Source organism: Streptomyces sp. NBC_01235, assembly GCF_035989285.1.
GTDB lineage: Bacteria > Actinomycetota > Actinomycetes > Streptomycetales > Streptomycetaceae > Streptomyces.
The window spans coordinates 173,384-188,328 of the sequence record NZ_CP108513.1 but is presented as its reverse complement, the minus strand read 5'-3'; the positions used below and the strand labels follow the sequence as shown (position 1 = coordinate 188,328).

Here is a 14,945-nt window from a genome sequence, read left to right as displayed (position 1 = left end):
GACGTTTCTAGTGCCCTTCTGTGTGAAGGTCAACGGGTCTTGGCGTCACACTTAAAACCAGCCCACACTTGATCGGTCAAGAATGAACAAAATCGATCGCGCTCCTTGACCGCACCTCTGGCGTGCCCCTCTCATTGATCTCCGCCGGGTGACAGGGACTCATCCCGGCTGGACCAGGCGTATGCGGGGCCCCGCGACCGGGACCTCGAAGGAGAGGGAAGAGCATGCTCAAGGAAGTTCCCCGTCGGCCGGTCGGCCGATGGCGCAGAGCCGTCACCGCCTTCCTGACACTGCTCGGGGGCCTTGCCGCGCTCCTGCTGCCGGCGACCGAGGCGCACGCGGCCACGGTGTCGTTCACCACGGGCGCCGCGCGGACCGACCAGAACGGCAACACGCTGCAACTGCACGGCCTCGGCATCATCAAGGTGGGGAGCACCTGGTACGGCTTCGGGGAAGACAAGACCGGCGAGACGTCGTCGGACACGTCGTTCCAGAACATCACGTGCTACGCCTCGACCGACCTCGCCAACTGGACGTACCAGGGGGCCGCCCTGACCAGGCAGAGCAGCGGAGATCTGGGCCCCAGCCGCGTCGTGGAGCGGCCCAAGGTCATCTACAACGCCTCGACCAGCACGTACGTGATGTACATGCACATCGACAGCACCAACTACTCCGAGGCCAAGGTCGGTGTGGCGACCAGCAGCACTCCGTGCGGCCCCTACACCTACCGGGGAAGCTTCCGGCCGCTGGGCAACCTGAGCCGTGACCTCGGTCTGTTCCAGGACACCGACGGAACCGGCTATCTGCTCAGCGAGGACCGCAACAACGGCCTGCGCATCGACAAGCTGTCCGCCGACTACCTGTCCGTGGACAGCGCGGTGGCGGTACTGGGCGGCAGTGGCAGCAGCAGCGTCGAGGCGCCCGCCATGGTGAAGGTCAGCGGCCGCTACTACGTGTTCGGCTCCCACCTGACGGGCTGGAGTCTGAACGACAACATCTACGCCACCGCCACGTCACTGGGCGGCACCTGGTCGTCGTTCCGGAACTTCGCCGCCCCCGGCACCAAAACCTACGGAAGCCAGACGGCGAACGTCATCACCGTGCAGGGCTCCGCCGGCACCACCTACATCTACGCCGGCGACCGCTGGAACACCTCCGACCTCGGCTCGTCGAAGCTGATCTGGCTGCCGATGACCATCAGGGGGACGACGGTGAACGTCGGTCAGTACCCCACCTGGTCCCTCGATCCCGGCGCCGGCACCTGGACGGCCGACAGTGGGGTGCCCTCCGCGGGGGTCCACACGCTGACCAACGGCAACAGCTCCATGCTGATGGACGTGGCGAGCGGCTCCACATCGAGCGGCGCCAAGATCATCCAATGGTCGTCCAACGGCGGCGCCAACCAGCAGTGGACCCTCACCAAGGTGGCGGACAACATCTACACGCTGAAGAGCGTCAAGAGCGGCCTGTGCCTGGACGTGCCGAACCAGTCGACCGCCACCGGCGTGCAGTTGGACCAGTGGACCTGTAACGGTGGGACCAACCAACAGTGGTTCCTCGACCTGGTCGGCAGCTACAGCGGCAGCACCTACCTGCTCGCCGGGGTGGGCAGCGACCTGAACATCGGCGTCGCGGGCGGCTCGACCACCCAGGGCGCGGCGGTGGACCAGGAGACGGGCACCGGCGCGACGAGCCAGCAGTGGAGTCTCTCCTGAGCCCTTGGAACCCGCGTGTCGCGGCCCACGGAGCCCGCACCTGTGTGTTCGCCCCCTTTTCCGCCCTGCCGTGGGCGGAAAAGGGGGCCACACGGGGTCGCCGGGCTCGGCGCCTTCCACGGCGATCGGGCCGCTGAGCATGTGCGTGTGGGTGAAGGCGACGTCGCGGACGTCGTGGGCGGAGTCGTGGTTGCCGACCTGGTTGGCGGTCCAGTCCCGGCACTCGATGCGGAAGTCCGAGCCCGGCTTGACGGTGACGGCGGGGGATGTCGGGCTGCCAGCGGTTGTGGCCGGGTACCTTCTGGTCGCGTGGTCGCGCATGGACATGCCTGGTCGACGCTGAAGACGACTTCGGGCATGGGACTGTCTTTCGTGTCAGGGCCGGGCAAGAGGGGCGAGGGCTCGGGCAAGCGGGCTGAGAACTCGGGCAACAGGGCTCAGGGCTCGGGCAATCGGGTGTGCCGGGGATCGGCGGGCGGGGCCGGGCGGGGGCACCTCGGTGACGACGCCCGGTTCGTGGGCGCTGGCCTCCTGGGCACCCAGGGCGCGAGCCGGGGGAGCGGAGGTGCGGGTGAGCATCGGGGCGGTGAAGACCCGGCGGGCCTGTTGGCCGCACGTTGCGCAGGCGCCAGGCCGATGTCCGAGGTGTCGTCGGTGTGACGCCGCCGCGTGGGGCGGGCTGTGTTCTACGAAGTGCTGGGCTGCCGCGGGACAGGTGCGCACATATCTGCGAGGTGATCACCCGATGGTGAGTTCGCCCCCGCCGGCTGCCGACGGGGCGCGACGCTGTGGGTGGTGGTGCGTGACCAGCGCCACCTCGGCGACCAGTGGGTAGGGGATGGCGTGACAGAAGAGGCCGGACGTGGCGGGGGTTCACCCGGGCAGGCGGTGCTGTTGGTGGCGGGGCTGGCCGACCTGGCGGTGAGCGCCCTCGGCTCGGCCATGGACAACGTACGCGGGTTCCTGAGCCGCTCGGACGCGGCGGAGCTGGCCGCTGAGGCGGAGCGGGATCTGACGGCACGCGGGCGGCTGGCTCTGGACCGGTACGCGGCAGCGCCGCCTGCCCATCTGGAGGTCCTCGCCCAGAACGCACTGGCCCGGCGGGCTGCCGACGGTGGGTGACCGGGATGAGACGGCCGCGTTCAAGGCCCGCGTCGACGAGGTGCTGAACCGGTTCGTGGCGCAGGAGGCGGACCATCTGCTGGCGATCGACGCGGATCTGGGCCCGGTGGCCGACCAGGTCGAGGCCGCCGTGGCGTACGGCAAGCGGCTGAGAGCGGCGTTCTGCTATTGGGGCTGGCGGGCCGCTGGTCAGCCCGACAGCGACGCGCTGCTGCGGGCGGCCGCGTCCATGGAACTGGTCCACGCCGCCGCGGTCGTGCACGACGACATCATCGACGACAGCCCCCTGCGGCACGGCCGGCCCACCGCGCACGTCGCCCTGCGAGCCGCGCTGCGTCGTCGTCCCCGTGCCACGACCGCGGCCCGGGCGCTGGCCATGCTGGTGGGGGACCTGCTCATGTCGCTGGCCGGACAGCTGTTCGTCACCAGCGGCCTGCCCGCGGCCTACCTGGCTCGTGCCCGCCCCCTGTGGGCGGCCCTGGCCCGGGAGCTGATCGCGGGGGAGTGCCTGGAGCTCCTGCGCACGGGTGCCGAGCCGGACACGGCGGCGTCATTGAAGGTGATTCGGTACAAGACCGCGAAGTACACCGTCGAGCAGCCTCTGCTGATCGGAGGTGTGCTGGGCGGCGCCGGGCGGCGGCTGAAGGAGGGCTACTCGCGCTACGGGCTGCCGCTCGGCGAGGCGTTCCAGCTACGTGACGACCTGCTCGGCCTGTTCGGGGATCCGGTCCTCACCGGAAAGGCCAACTCCGACGACCTGCGCGCTCACCGGCCCACCGCCCTGCTGGCGGAGACCTGGCGGGTGGCCGACGCGGCCGACCGGGAGCGCCTGCGCGCGCTGTTGGGCCGGCGCGATCCGGGTACGGACGGCCTGGAGGCGGCGCGCGAGGTGATGAGCCGACTCGAAGCACCTGACCGAATCGAGCAGATGATCACCGCGCGGGTCGAAGAGGCCACCCGCGCCCTGGACGACATGGACATCCCCGCACACGCCTCACGAGCCCTGACCGACCTGGCACATTCGGCCGCTGTCCGCCGGCACTGATCCCGGCGGGCGGCGCCATTCCCAGTTCCTGCTCGGCCCTGTCTGTTCCGACTGGAGACGAAGAGCCTGTGATGACCTACACCGAGGCGTCGATGGACGCCTTGCGGCACAGCGGTGACGAGCTCGCCGACGCGACCGTGGCCACCCTCTTCGAACGCGGGGAGGTGGGCACGTTCAACACGCTGATGCGCTACGTGTCGACCGCCGGCACGCCGCTGCCCGACGGTCTTCCCGAGGTGGCGCGGGAGTACCTGCACGCCACCAGCGCACCACCGGCGTGGGTCGACTGGGGTGAGATGGAGAATGCCAGGCTGTTCTTCGTCGACAACAACGTGCACATCTCCACCGCCCTGTCCTTCGCCTCCATGCCCGCGTGCTACGTGGTCCCGCACGTGGCGAGGCTGCTGGCGGCGACGCACTCGCTGGAGTACCCCTCCAAGCGGATGGCGGAGACCGGGCAGTTCACCGTCCACCTCATGCAGCCCGGGGCGTTCGAGGCAGGCAGCGGCTTCATCCCCGCCGCCCAGAAGGTCCGTCTGCTGCACGCCTCCATCCGTCACCACCTCAGGAGGGAGAACCGCTGGGACGTCGACGGCCTGGGAGTGCCGATCTGCCAGGAGGACATGATCGGCGGGCAGATGCTCTTCTCCCTGCTGGTGCTTGATTCTCTGCACCGGCTGAACATCCACATGAGCGTCGACGGCGCGGAGGCGTACCTGTACGCCTGGCGAGTGGTCGGCGCGATGCTCGGCGTCGACCAGAGCCAGGTGCCCAAGGACATGGAGTCCGCGCGTCAGTTCCTGGACCTGTACATGACCCGGCACATGGGGCCGAGCCGGGAGGGCGCGCATCTCACCCGGCAACTGATCGACCTGTACGAGGAAGTCGTCCCCGGCACCTTCTTCGACCCGATCGTCTCCGCCCTGATCCGCCACCTCGTCGGCGACACCTGCGCCGACTGGCTGGACGTCCCGCACACCGCCTGGGACACCGTCGTCCAGGCAATCCCCCACCTGCTCGGCGTCCTGGAGGCCATCGAAGACCGCTCCCCGCTCGGCGCCTGGGCCCTGGACCGCCTCGGCCACCTCACCACGGTCCTCGAGCTGTCCTCACTCACCCGCGGCCGCGTCATGCACTACGCGATTCCGGAGCAGCTGAAGAAGGACTACGGTGTCTCCTCCACCGTGCCCCGCACTCGCCGCTGGACCCCACCCGCCCCCGCAGCCGGTCCGAACTGACCCGGACAAGTCGCCACCCCCGGACGGCTCTGGAGGATCTTGCCGGGCGCCCTCGCCACGTCAGGCGGAATGAGGAACTCGAACTCGGGACGGTCCCACGCCACAGCGGGTGGGTTCGCGGACTCGGTCCCGGTGTGCACCGCGCCCACGCTGCGGTAGAAGCCCTCGGCGGGCGGGTGCGACACCACTCGGACGCGGTCGAGCCCGGCGGCGCGGGCCTCGGACTTCATGTGCGCGACGAGCAGCCGTCCCATGCCACGTCCCTGTGCTCCGTCGGCGACGAACAGCAGGTCCAGCTCCGGGGGGACGAGGACGAGCGAGTAGAACCCAAGAACACGGCTTTCGTGCTCGTCGACGGCTACGAAGACGCGGTGGGTCTCGATGTAGTCGGGACCGACCCGGTAGCCGGCGACCATGGCCGCGTACTGCCCTTCGTAGGCGCGTGAACCACGCACGAGCCGCGTCAGCCGTTTGGCGTCCCGCGCGACGGCCCTGCGTATCGTGGTCGGCCCACTCCTGGGCGTAATACCTGAATTCATTAGGGGAGTATTACGCACCAGGAAGCGACTCCATACGGCGGGGGCGGCTGACCAGATCCGCAGTGGAAACGTCCTGCCCCCTCGGCCGGCAACGGCTCTGCCGGCGACCGTTTCGCCCGCTGCTCCCGCCGGACCCCGGTGTTGAGAAGCGTGCGACGCCGGGCCGCGAACCACTCCCTGTGGATGTCCAGTTTCTGGTGATTGTGTTTTGTCCCGCAAGAGGAGCCTGAGTTGTGCCAACGAGGCTGTCGGTCCTGCCCTGCAGCCTCGCGGCATGGTGCGCTGTGCAATTCCGGGTGTGGTCGAGTGGATCGAGGAACACCTCGGAGATCAAGGCGGGCTGAGCGAGCCTCACTCACGCAGGCATCGCGGACGCCGAAGAGCTGAAGGGGACGGCGGGCGGACCGCTCAGCGGCAAGGCCGCCCTGGTGACCGGCGCGAGCCGCGACACCGGCGCGGCCACCGCCCGCCGCCTGGCGCTGGAAGGTGCGGCCGCCCCGATCGCCTACCACTGCTTCCTGGCCCCTGTCGGAGACGTTGTCGCCGACATCGACTCCGAGCGCCCCAGGCCGGTGGTGCCGGCGGCAGACTCGGGGGAGACGCGAAAACGGTCCATGAGGCGGTCCACGCTGTGGTCTTCGGTGGCGTGGACATGATGGAGGCGAGCGAGTCGGCCGCGGATGGCCGTGACATGCTCGTGGGCCCGAAGGAGTGATCCGGAACCTTGACCGAGTACATGCGCGCCCTTTTCGGCGCCGACGTCGACGAGCCGTTCCTGCAGGAGCTGTGACAGGACTCGACCGGCACGTCGACCACGTCCTCGCCGCCGAGGCGGAGGGCCACTTCGCGGACGCTCAGCACCGCACCTTGGGCAGCGGACTCAAGACGCTGCTGATCCCCTATCTGTACCCGGGTGCGCGTCGGCACGGAAGTCCGGCGCCGCGATGGACTTCGCCCACCGTCCGGCGGACACCCTTGAACTCGATGTTGCCGTGGACATCGAGCCGACGGAGTGCGGAGCCGACGTGCGCCTGACGTTCCAGGGCGTGTCGACGTCGTACACGCTGGAGCTCACCTTCCCCGAGGGCGGGGTGCTGGAGGGCGTGCAGCCCGTGCAAGGCAGGCCAGGCGCCTTCGAACTGGTCGAGGGAAGCGGTACGTACACCGTGAGCCGTGACCGGATCACGTTCGGACCGGCTGACGGACCCGGGCCCGGTGGCGGACTGCCGGTATTCGATCCTGGCGAGCAGTTCTCCTATCTCGGCGCTCGGTACGACCTGCCAGGCAACAAGGTCTACCTCACGGGCCGGGTGCCGGGCACCTACGCCGTGCATCTGACGGGCGAAGGAGACGTCTGAAAGCTGTCGGCGAAGAGGCGAGGGCTAGCCGGGCGAACTGGACGTCACCGTAGTGGCCCTCGGGACGCGTGCACTTGGCGGGCGCGCTGGACCTGCGCGACACCGCTCAAAAGGTTCTCGTGGGCCACGCGCCCGACGACGGTCGTCGCGGCTCGAGCACCTCTGAAGACGGATCGCAGTGCAGGTCCAGCTGTGCGAGGTGGACGGATCCCTGCGGCGACCCGAACGTTTACGGCCTGCGCGCCGAAGCTCGCAACCTGGCAAAGAAATCGTGCTGGGCGTCGTCGCGGGAGTGGCAGCGAGCTCACGCCGATTTGCCGTCTGTCCACGGCGGGCGGAGCCAGACCGTCGCCAGTGGGGGCAGGGTCGGTTCGCCAGGTTCACGCTGTTCAGGGGCGGGCCGACCTCAGGGACCGGATGGCGCTGTCGATCTCCAGGTCGATCAGCCGCTGTGCCTCGACCGTGTGGTTGTCGAACACACCGGTGAGTTCGAGGCTCACGATCCCGTGGACCCGCGTCCAGATCAGGATGGCGGCGAGGGCCACACCCGGTGCCGTGTCCGGCCGCTCCTGCGAGCGGGCCCACAGCCGCAGCTGCCCGTCCAGTGCGCGGTCGCCGCTGGTGCCGTCGGTCGGCGCGGCGTCCCGGACGGCCACCAGCATGTCCATGAGCAGCGCCATCGCCTGATCCAGCGGAGTCTGCGCGGTGACCTCGCCGGCCAGGTCGCCGGGCCGCTCGCCGAACAGCATCCCGTAGCGCCGCCGATACCTCAGCGCCCAGTCACGGTAGGCGGTGACCACCAGCCTCACCCGCGTGCGCGGCGCCCGCCTGCTGCCCTCCACGGCCTGGCTCATCGCCGCCGCGAGGTGCTGGTAGGACAGGGTTACCAGATGCGCCACGAGCGCGTCCCGCGACGGGAAGTAGCGGTAGACCGCCGGAGCGGACATCGCCATGCTCCGGGCCAGCGCCGCGATCGACAACGCCTGGACGCCGTCCGCGTCGATGATCGCGAACGATGCGTCCTCGATCTCCTGGAATGTCTGGGCCCGTAGCCGCTCACGCCTGCTCACCGGCCGCGTTTCGTTGGTCACCGTCGCATGGTAACGGGCCATGTGAATCCTGACGGGTCCAACATCCCGCTACGGGCAGTAACCCATCGCCCGGGGAGTCACGCTGCGACGCCGTGGCGACGGTAGGTCGCCCGCCGTCGCCTCGATCTCGGTGCGGTGGAGCAGCTCGGGATCGACCGCCCAGTCCCGGTAGGTGTGGGCCAGAGCCCGGACCCGTGACGTGGAGGACGCTTCCCGCATGGCGGCGGCTTCGTGCGTCTGGGACGGCGTCAGGGGCGCGTCGACGGCCAGTTCGGCGAACAGTTCATCCCGGTCGTCGAAGTATCGGTACAGCGCAGGCGCCGACATCGACATCCTCCGCGCGATCGCGTTGAGCGACGCCGCCTCCGTGCCGGCCTCGTGCACCTGGGCCATGGCGGCAGCCTTGATTCTGCGCCAAGCCTGACGCCGGTACCGCTCACGCCGGGTCGGCTCCTGCTCGGACATCGCGGGCCACCCCGCTTCGAGTTATTGGTTGACGCGGCACGACAGGCAGGTTCAGAGTTACGACCATTAACAGAGTGATGGGTAGTCGCGAAATGATCAGGGGATTCGACCATGACCGAGATGAGCGCCACCAACGAGGCCACCGTGACCGCTACCGAGGTGGTGCTGCCGGGCAAGGTTGCGCCGTCCGGCCTGCGGCTGGCCCAGCGCACACTGCCGACGCCCGCCGTCGGCCAGGCCCTGGTGCGCGTCGAGTCGACCGCCGTGTCCTTCGCCGAGAGTGCGATGCGGCGAGGCCGCTACTACGGTCAGCCCGCGTTCCCGTTCGTGCCTGGCTATGACCTTGTCGGCGTCGTCGAGGGCGTCGGCCCCGGAGTGGACCGCGCACTGCTCGGCCGACGGGTGGCCGCGCTGACCAAGACCGGTGGCTGGTCCACCGCCGCCCTGCTGACCGCAGCTGACCTGGTGGAGGTGCCCGACGGGATCGGCGCCGACGAGGCGGAGACGCTGGTGGTCAACGGGCTGACCGCGTATCAGATGCTCCACCGCAGCGCGAAGGTACGGGCCGGGCAGACCGTCCTCGTGCTGGGTGTCAGCGGTGGCGTGGGCACGGTCTTGGCGCAGCTCGCCCGGCACGAGGGCACCCGCGTGATCGGCACTGCCCACCCGCGCCATCACGAAGCGCTGCGCGAGCTGGGAGTGGAGCCGGTCGACTACCGGGATCCCGACCTGGCCGCCCGCGTCCGGGAGCATGCCCCTGACGGTGTGGACGCCGTGTTCGACCACCTCGGCGGCGCGAGCGTCACCCTCTCGTACCGACTGCTCAACCGCACCGGCATGCTGGTCTCCTACAGCATCGCGGCAGCGCTCGACGACACCAGGCCCGTGCTGCTCGACTTCCTGCCGCTGCTGGCCAAGCTGGCGTTCTGGAACTACCTGCCCACACGCAGGCACGCGAGTTTCTACGACGTCTGGGCGGGTGCCGGCAAGCCGGACTCGGCCAGGCGCGAGGCATTCCGGGCCCGGATGCGCACGGACCTCACCCAGGTCTTCGACCTGCTGCGCGACGGCCGGCTCACCGCGATGATCGCCGCCCGCTTCCCGCTGACCGAGGTCGCCGAGGCCATGGAGTTGGCGGAGTCATCCGGCCGCACCGCCGTCGGCAAAATCATCCTGGTTCCCTGATCGGTCGACTTCTCCCTTCCCGCCAGTGGGCTGAGCCGCGTGCGGCGTAAGCGGCTGGTGCGGGAGGCCGACCGGCGTGTGGTGGTCAGTCCTCGGCAGGCTCGGGAGTCGCCGGCGGATGTGAGTGGCAGGCGGATACGGGCGTCGTTCGGATTCCTGCGCCACGCGGCCGGATGAGGCGCCGGAGGAAGCTTTCCCTGATGGCCGGCCGGGCCGCCGCCGCTCGCAGCCCCTCCAACGTCGGTACGCCGGATCGCCGACGATCATGCGGGCGTGGGCCCAACTGGGTCAGCGTCAACACCTCCCACGGGTGTCGCGGGTACGGTCGTCCAGCTCGAGGACGCGGCTCGGATCCGCCTCCGCGGCGGGGACGTCGCCGCGGGCGCGCCCGGGGCATGACGTTGCGTCACCGGTGACTGAGGGACCCTGTGTCCGTGGCTCACATGCGGTGGGCCCCGTTGGCACTTCATGGGCGACGCCGTACAGGGTCAGGGCGATGACGCCGGTTCGTGTTTCAGCTCGTCGTTCAATCCCCGTCAGGGGGTGATGTAGTCGCCCCAGCCATAGGTGGGGCCGCCGCAGGATGATCTCGAGCGTCTGACGGGTCGTCCACGACGCCGAGACCGCAGCGGCCTGGTCGTCGTGCTCGCGCAACGTTCGCATCACGCAGTTCGCCGGTGAGGAATTCCAGGTCGACGTCGCTCGCCTTCCGCTCTTCGGCGAGCATGGCGAGTTCGATGCCGCGGCCGAGCCGTTCGTGTTCGTGGAGGACGAGGGTGACGCGCATGCCGGAGGAGCGGACCTCCCCGCGATCCTCACGGCGGCCGCCAACTCGGGGCGCTTGGTGGCGCGGGCGAAGATCTTCTCGGAGATGACCAGGGTGACCCCGGATTCGGCGAGGGAGTCCGACTGGGCGTCCAGGCACTGCCGCGCGGTCGAGGCGCGGGCGTACCCGAGGCGGAAGTGCCCGACCGGCTCGATGCCGGCGCTCGCGGGGCCGGGGCAGCTCGGTCCACGCCGAGCCCGGCTGGCACACGGCGGGGGTCGGCACGTTCAACCCCTTGGCGAGTCGGGGCACGAGCCGGAAGGGGGCGGGTGTGGTACTGGAGGGCCACCGCGGCCTTCCGGGTGCGGCAGGGTGAGCCCGCCGGAGCGGCGCAGGTGGACATCGGGCAGGCGTGCGCTTCTACGCGCTTGAAGCCGTCGCCCACGACCCCAGACCGTCCCAGACCGTTTCGTGAGGGTGTTTCAGACGTCCGGCCGTTTCCCACCACTCATGAATCATGATCGACGCAGGTGGACCGCCGGACGGTGTTGATGCCGGATGCCGCTACGCGGCTCAGGAGGTCCGGGTGTGGTGGTCCAGCAAGCGAGTGAGCAACTGCACGAACTGGTCGCGTTCGGCCGGACTCAACGGTGCGAGCAGTTCGTCGTGGAGGTCGTCCAGGACCTTGTCAAGGCGGCGTAGGTGGCGGCGGCCTTGGGAGGAGATCGTGATGACGTTGCGGCGCCGGTCGCCGGGATCCGGCGCCCGCTCGACGAGATCACGCTCGGCCAGTTCGTTGAGCACACCGACCATGTCGCTGCGATAGATGCCGGAGCGCCTGCTCAGCTCCGCCTGGCTGCCCGGCCCGTACTCCTGCAGTGAGGCGAGCACGGCGTAGTGCCACTTGCGGGCGTCGGCCCGGGCCAGTCCCTCGTTGACCAACCGGTCCGACCGCATGGTCAGCTGCGACAACAGTCGGCTCGCCCGCCGTCGCAGCCTGTCGGGCGTCTTGAGCGCGCCGTCGTCGGGCACGTCCGCGGCTTCGGCTCTGATCATGGCGTCAACCTTACCCGTTGCGTTAGTCCGACTAACGATGTACGTTCACTCGCGCCGAAAACGTTAGTGCCATAAACGATTGAGTGAACTCCAAGAAAGGAAGCTCTTGCCCGCCAAGACACTGCAGATCCCCACCGCAGACGGCCAGGCCGACGCCTTCGCCGCCTTCCCCGACCACGGCGAGCGGCACCCCGGGGTGCTGATGTACGCGGACGGCTTCGGCATCCGGCCCGTGCTGCGGGAGATGGCCCGCGAACTGGCCGGGCACGGGTACTACGTGCTCGTCCCCAACCTCTTCTACCGACACGGCCCGGCACCGGTGATCGAACTTCCCGAGCACATCGGAGAAGAGGTCCGGCCCGCGGTCATCGCCCAGCTGATGCCTTTGATCGAGGCGCACACCGCCGAACGTGTCCTGAGCGACGCCGACGCCTACCTCAGGTTCCTCGCCACCCAGCCGGAGGTCGGCGCCGGACCGGTCGCGGTGACCGGCTACTGCATAGGCGGCCTCCTGGCGATGCGCACCGCCGCGGCCCACCCCGGCCAGGTGGCCGCCGTCGCCGGATTCCATGGCCCCGTGGGCGCCGACGGGCCCGACAGCCTGCACCGCCTCCTCTCCAAACTCACCGCCCAGGTCCACCTCGGCCATGCCGAAACCGACATGACGCCCGAGGCCCTCGGCGAGCTCAACCAGGCGCTGGACGCCGCAGGTGTCGACTACACCTCCGAGATCTACCCCGGCACCGTCCACGGCTTCACCATGTCCGACACCGATGCCTTCAACCCCTCCGCACGGCAGCGCCACTGGGACCGTCTGCTCCCCTTGCTCGACCGCACCCTGGCCAACAGCTGACGCTCCGGCCCGGAAGCCAAACCCGACGATGTTGCGTCCCACCTGAGTCGACGCAGTCCCTGCGACACTGACGCGTTCACCGAAAATCCCGCCTTGCCCGACGCATGATCGCTACGGGGATGCTCTCTGGCCCCAACCCCGGGGACGGGCGGCTCCTGATCCGCGCGGGCATAGGACCGGCGGCAGGGCGACGCGGCTTGTTCAGATGTCGATGAAGCCTCGGGACAACTCCGCGCTCGGCCGGTTCTGGGCGGAGGCGCTCGGCTGGAACGTCACAGGCGACGAACCCGACGAGACCAACGTCGAACCAGAGTGCTTCACCAATCCTGCCCCCATTGCCGTCTGCATCGAGATCCTTGCCGTCCCGGAACCCAAGACGGCAAGAACCGCGTGCACATCGACCCCCACCACCTCTGCGGCCCATCAGCCGGACTTGGTCGCGCGCCTTGAGGATCTCGGCGCGACGCCCGTCGACGTGAGCCAGGGCGACGTCCCGTGGACGGTCTTCGCCGACCGAGAGGGCAACGAGTTCTGCGTCCTCAGCCGCTCTGATGCGGGCCGCCGCCCGCGCTGACCGCCGCGACGTGACACGACGTGACGTGACGCACGTCACTCCACTTGAGGACGCGGAAAGGCGCCGACCCGTGTGGGCAGCGACGTTCCCGGCGCCAATCGGGTGCCGACGGTCGCGAACGTCTGCTGGTCCTCGGGAACATGAGGAAGCGCTGCAGCACCTGACCAATTTCGGGTCGCATTCGACACCGGGGCCTTGAATGACAGGCCTCCTCTTATCGCCGTCTGCAGAAATGGTCACGGCCCCGTCCTGCTGGTGCGATCGGGGGAAAGCCCCGTTCTGTGGGAGCCGGGGCGGGAGCCTTGTTCGCCTCTCCATCACCGCCGGTCCGCGTCAGGGCAACTCCGGTGCGATCCGTATGTCGCCCCGCACGTTGACCGCCGACGCCCCGGGGGACCGCAGGCCCCCGGGGCGTCGGCATGGGACTCGTCCTCACGTGGGCCTGCTGAATCGCTTCGTCGAGCGACAGCCACGGCGCGTTCTGACACTAGATGAATAAGTCCGATGTCTGATCTGGTGGTTCTTGAACTTCCCGTGCGGCGGTCTGTGATCCTGGAGGGACTACGACGGAGGGAACTGCGCGTATGTCGTCCGGGTATGGCTTTCACCCGTTGTCTCTCGGTGTGAGGTTCGTGTTGGAGCTGGTGGCTCTGGTGTGTTTCGGGCTCTGGGCATGGGCTGTCGTGCCTGGTTCCCTGCGGTATGTCTGCGTGGTTGCCGTTCCCCTGATCGTGGCCGTGCTGTGGGGAGTCTTCGCCACCCCAGACGATGCATCCCGGTCCGGGGGGACGGTGATTGCGACACCTGGTCCGCTGCGGTTCCTGCTGGAGCTGGCTGTGTTCTTCGGCGGTGCGGCGGCGTTGTACGCGGCGGGATTCCGCACTCTCGCCGTGATGCTCGCCGGTGTGCTGGTCGTGTACCACCTTCTGTCGTGGGACCGGGTCTTGTGGCTGGTCAGGCATTGAGTCCGCCCCAGCCGTATCAGGTTGGCGGTGCGTTCGGGAACACACGAGGGTGTCCAAGATCGTTGCGTGACGAATGACCTGGACACTCTGCTGACCGCGCTGTATGTGAAGGTCGATGATGAGCTGGAAGCCAGCCGTTGGATGGGTAGGCAGCCGCAGCCGGCCGATGCCGAGCTGGTCACCCTCGCGGTCGCGCAGGCGCTGCTCGGCTTCCATTCCGAGTCGCGCTGGTTGCGGTACGCGCACACGCACTTGGCCGCGATGTTCCCGTACCTGCCGCAGCAGTCCGGGTACAACAAGCGCCTCAAGGCGGCATTGCCACTGGTGAAGAAGGCGATACGGATGCTCGCCGTGGACACGGACTTCTGGTTCGACAACCACTGGATCGTCGACTCGACACCAAGTGCCGTGTGGGATGTTCCGGCCGACAGCGAAACGTTCGGAGATGGTGGGCTGGGCCGGATATGGGTATTGCGCGTCCCACTCCCGGTTCTTCTGGGGCCTACGCCTGTACCTGGTTTGCACGCCGGTTGGCATGCCGATCCTGTGGGCCCGAGCCCGAAGATGGATGAGCGCGAAGTACTGCAGTCCATGCTTGACGTCGAGGCCGGCCTGGTCACAGACAGGCCCGGACTCCCCCTGATCTCCGACAAGGGCTTCGCCTCCAAGGAGTTCGAGAACGATCTCGCGATGCGGGGCATCGAGCTGCTGAGGCCGTCGTTCAAGCGGGAGAAGAAGCGCAAGGGCGCGAGACTGCTCAAGTCCGTACGCCAGCTGATCGAGTCTGTGAACGACACGCTCAAGGGACAGTTGGGCCTGGAACAGCACGGCGGCCGCACTCACGAGGGTGTTGCCGTCCGCGTCGCCCAGCGCATCCTCGCCATGGCCCCCACGATCTGGCACAACCACAAGACCGGAGCACCCATCATGCGCTCCCTCATCGCATTTGATTACTGAGCACATAGGACCTGCT

Annotated in this window: 12 protein-coding genes and 3 pseudogenes; 10 read left to right on the top strand and 5 right to left on the bottom strand. The window is 68.8% G+C overall.

Features of this window, described 5'->3' with window-relative positions:
• Positions 1–224 precede the first annotated feature (224 nt).
• Positions 225–1,715 (top strand): RICIN domain-containing protein, encoded by a 1,491-nt coding sequence (locus tag OG289_RS00690; protein WP_327312033.1) that lies wholly within the window; start codon positions 225–227, stop codon positions 1,713–1,715.
• Positions 1,716–1,811: 96 nt separating this feature from the next.
• Here the strand turns inward: OG289_RS00690 and OG289_RS00685 are convergent.
• A pseudogene (locus OG289_RS00685) lies at positions 1,812–2,074 on the bottom strand (acetamidase/formamidase family protein); the annotation flags it as partial.
• Positions 2,075–2,558: 484 nt separating this feature from the next.
• Here OG289_RS00685 and OG289_RS00680 point away from each other — a divergent pair.
• The 3 genes from OG289_RS00680 to OG289_RS00670 all read left to right on the top strand — a co-directional run bounded on the left by OG289_RS00680 (position 2,559) and on the right by OG289_RS00670 (position 5,120).
• Positions 2,559–2,837, top strand: a complete 279-nt coding sequence (locus tag OG289_RS00680) for a polyprenyl synthetase (RefSeq protein ID WP_327312032.1) — start codon at positions 2,559–2,561, stop codon at positions 2,835–2,837.
• Positions 2,830–3,882, top strand: a complete 1,053-nt coding sequence (locus tag OG289_RS00675; protein WP_327312031.1) for a polyprenyl synthetase family protein — start codon at positions 2,830–2,832, stop codon at positions 3,880–3,882. Before OG289_RS00680 ends, OG289_RS00675 begins: the two co-directional genes overlap by 8 nt.
• 71 nt (positions 3,883–3,953) lie before the next feature.
• Positions 3,954–5,120 (top strand): oxygenase MpaB family protein, encoded by a 1,167-nt coding sequence (locus OG289_RS00670; protein WP_327312030.1) that lies wholly within the window; start codon positions 3,954–3,956, stop codon positions 5,118–5,120.
• A gap of 65 nt (positions 5,121–5,185) precedes the next feature.
• Here the strand turns inward: OG289_RS00670 and OG289_RS00665 are convergent.
• Positions 5,186–5,659 (bottom strand): annotated as a pseudogene (locus OG289_RS00665) (GNAT family N-acetyltransferase); the annotation flags it as partial.
• Between the two features lie 944 nt (positions 5,660–6,603).
• On the opposite strand from OG289_RS00665, the gene OG289_RS00660 reads away from it, so the two are divergent.
• Positions 6,604–7,017, top strand: a complete 414-nt coding sequence (locus tag OG289_RS00660; protein ID WP_327312029.1) for a hypothetical protein — start codon at positions 6,604–6,606, stop codon at positions 7,015–7,017.
• Positions 7,018–7,406: 389 nt separating this feature from the next.
• Here the strand turns inward: OG289_RS00660 and OG289_RS00655 are convergent, their stop codons facing one another.
• Together OG289_RS00655 and OG289_RS00650 are read right to left on the bottom strand one after the other, a co-directional pair.
• Positions 7,407–8,108, bottom strand: a complete 702-nt coding sequence (locus OG289_RS00655; RefSeq protein WP_327312028.1) for a TetR/AcrR family transcriptional regulator — start codon at positions 8,106–8,108, stop codon at positions 7,407–7,409.
• Positions 8,109–8,156: 48 nt separating this feature from the next.
• Positions 8,157–8,573 (bottom strand): TetR/AcrR family transcriptional regulator, encoded by a 417-nt coding sequence (locus OG289_RS00650; protein ID WP_327312027.1) that lies wholly within the window; start codon positions 8,571–8,573, stop codon positions 8,157–8,159.
• A 120-nt stretch (positions 8,574–8,693) separates the two neighbouring features.
• Between OG289_RS00650 and OG289_RS00645 the strand changes: the two genes are divergently transcribed.
• A complete protein-coding gene (locus OG289_RS00645; protein ID WP_327320542.1) occupies positions 8,694–9,758 on the top strand; it encodes a medium chain dehydrogenase/reductase family protein in 1,065 nt (354 codons plus the stop codon).
• A gap of 1,339 nt (positions 9,759–11,097) precedes the next feature.
• On the opposite strand, the gene OG289_RS00640 is transcribed toward OG289_RS00645, so the two are convergent.
• Positions 11,098–11,580, bottom strand: a complete 483-nt coding sequence (locus OG289_RS00640) for a MarR family winged helix-turn-helix transcriptional regulator (RefSeq protein ID WP_327312026.1) — start codon at positions 11,578–11,580, stop codon at positions 11,098–11,100.
• Between the two features lie 106 nt (positions 11,581–11,686).
• Between OG289_RS00640 and OG289_RS00635 the strand changes: the two genes are divergently transcribed.
• The 4 genes and pseudogenes from OG289_RS00635 (at position 11,687) to OG289_RS00620 (ending at position 14,929) form a co-directional block, all read left to right on the top strand.
• Positions 11,687–12,433 carry a dienelactone hydrolase family protein gene (locus tag OG289_RS00635; RefSeq protein WP_327312025.1) on the top strand — a complete coding sequence of 249 codons (747 nt, stop codon included), beginning with the start codon at positions 11,687–11,689 and terminating at the stop codon, positions 12,431–12,433.
• A gap of 205 nt (positions 12,434–12,638) precedes the next feature.
• Complete coding sequence (locus tag OG289_RS00630; RefSeq protein ID WP_327312024.1) at positions 12,639–13,007, top strand: VOC family protein; 369 nt, start codon at positions 12,639–12,641, stop codon at positions 13,005–13,007.
• Positions 13,008–13,591: 584 nt separating this feature from the next.
• Entirely contained in the window at positions 13,592–13,972 is a 381-nt protein-coding gene (locus OG289_RS00625) for a YrdB family protein (RefSeq protein ID WP_327312023.1), read from the top strand.
• Between the two features lie 66 nt (positions 13,973–14,038).
• A pseudogene (locus OG289_RS00620) lies at positions 14,039–14,929 on the top strand (IS982 family transposase).
• The last annotated feature ends 16 nt before the right edge of the window (positions 14,930–14,945 follow it).

Excerpts from the sequence above, each read along its gene's own strand:
- OG289_RS00630 (WP_327312024.1), top strand. The coding sequence starts at position 12,639 with ATGTCGATGAAGCCTCGGGACAACTCCGCGCTCGGCCGGTTCTGGGCG.
- OG289_RS00645 (WP_327320542.1), top strand. The coding sequence starts at position 8,694 with ATGAGCGCCACCAACGAGGCCACCGTGACCGCTACCGAGGTGGTGCTG.
- OG289_RS00640 (WP_327312026.1), bottom strand. The coding sequence starts at position 11,580 with ATGATCAGAGCCGAAGCCGCGGACGTGCCCGACGACGGCGCGCTCAAG.
- OG289_RS00690 (WP_327312033.1), top strand. The coding sequence starts at position 225 with ATGCTCAAGGAAGTTCCCCGTCGGCCGGTCGGCCGATGGCGCAGAGCC.
- OG289_RS00625 (WP_327312023.1), top strand. The coding sequence starts at position 13,592 with ATGTCGTCCGGGTATGGCTTTCACCCGTTGTCTCTCGGTGTGAGGTTC.
- OG289_RS00650 (WP_327312027.1), bottom strand. The coding sequence starts at position 8,573 with ATGTCCGAGCAGGAGCCGACCCGGCGTGAGCGGTACCGGCGTCAGGCT.
- OG289_RS00660 (WP_327312029.1), top strand. The coding sequence starts at position 6,604 with ATGGACTTCGCCCACCGTCCGGCGGACACCCTTGAACTCGATGTTGCC.
- OG289_RS00670 (WP_327312030.1), top strand. The coding sequence starts at position 3,954 with ATGACCTACACCGAGGCGTCGATGGACGCCTTGCGGCACAGCGGTGAC.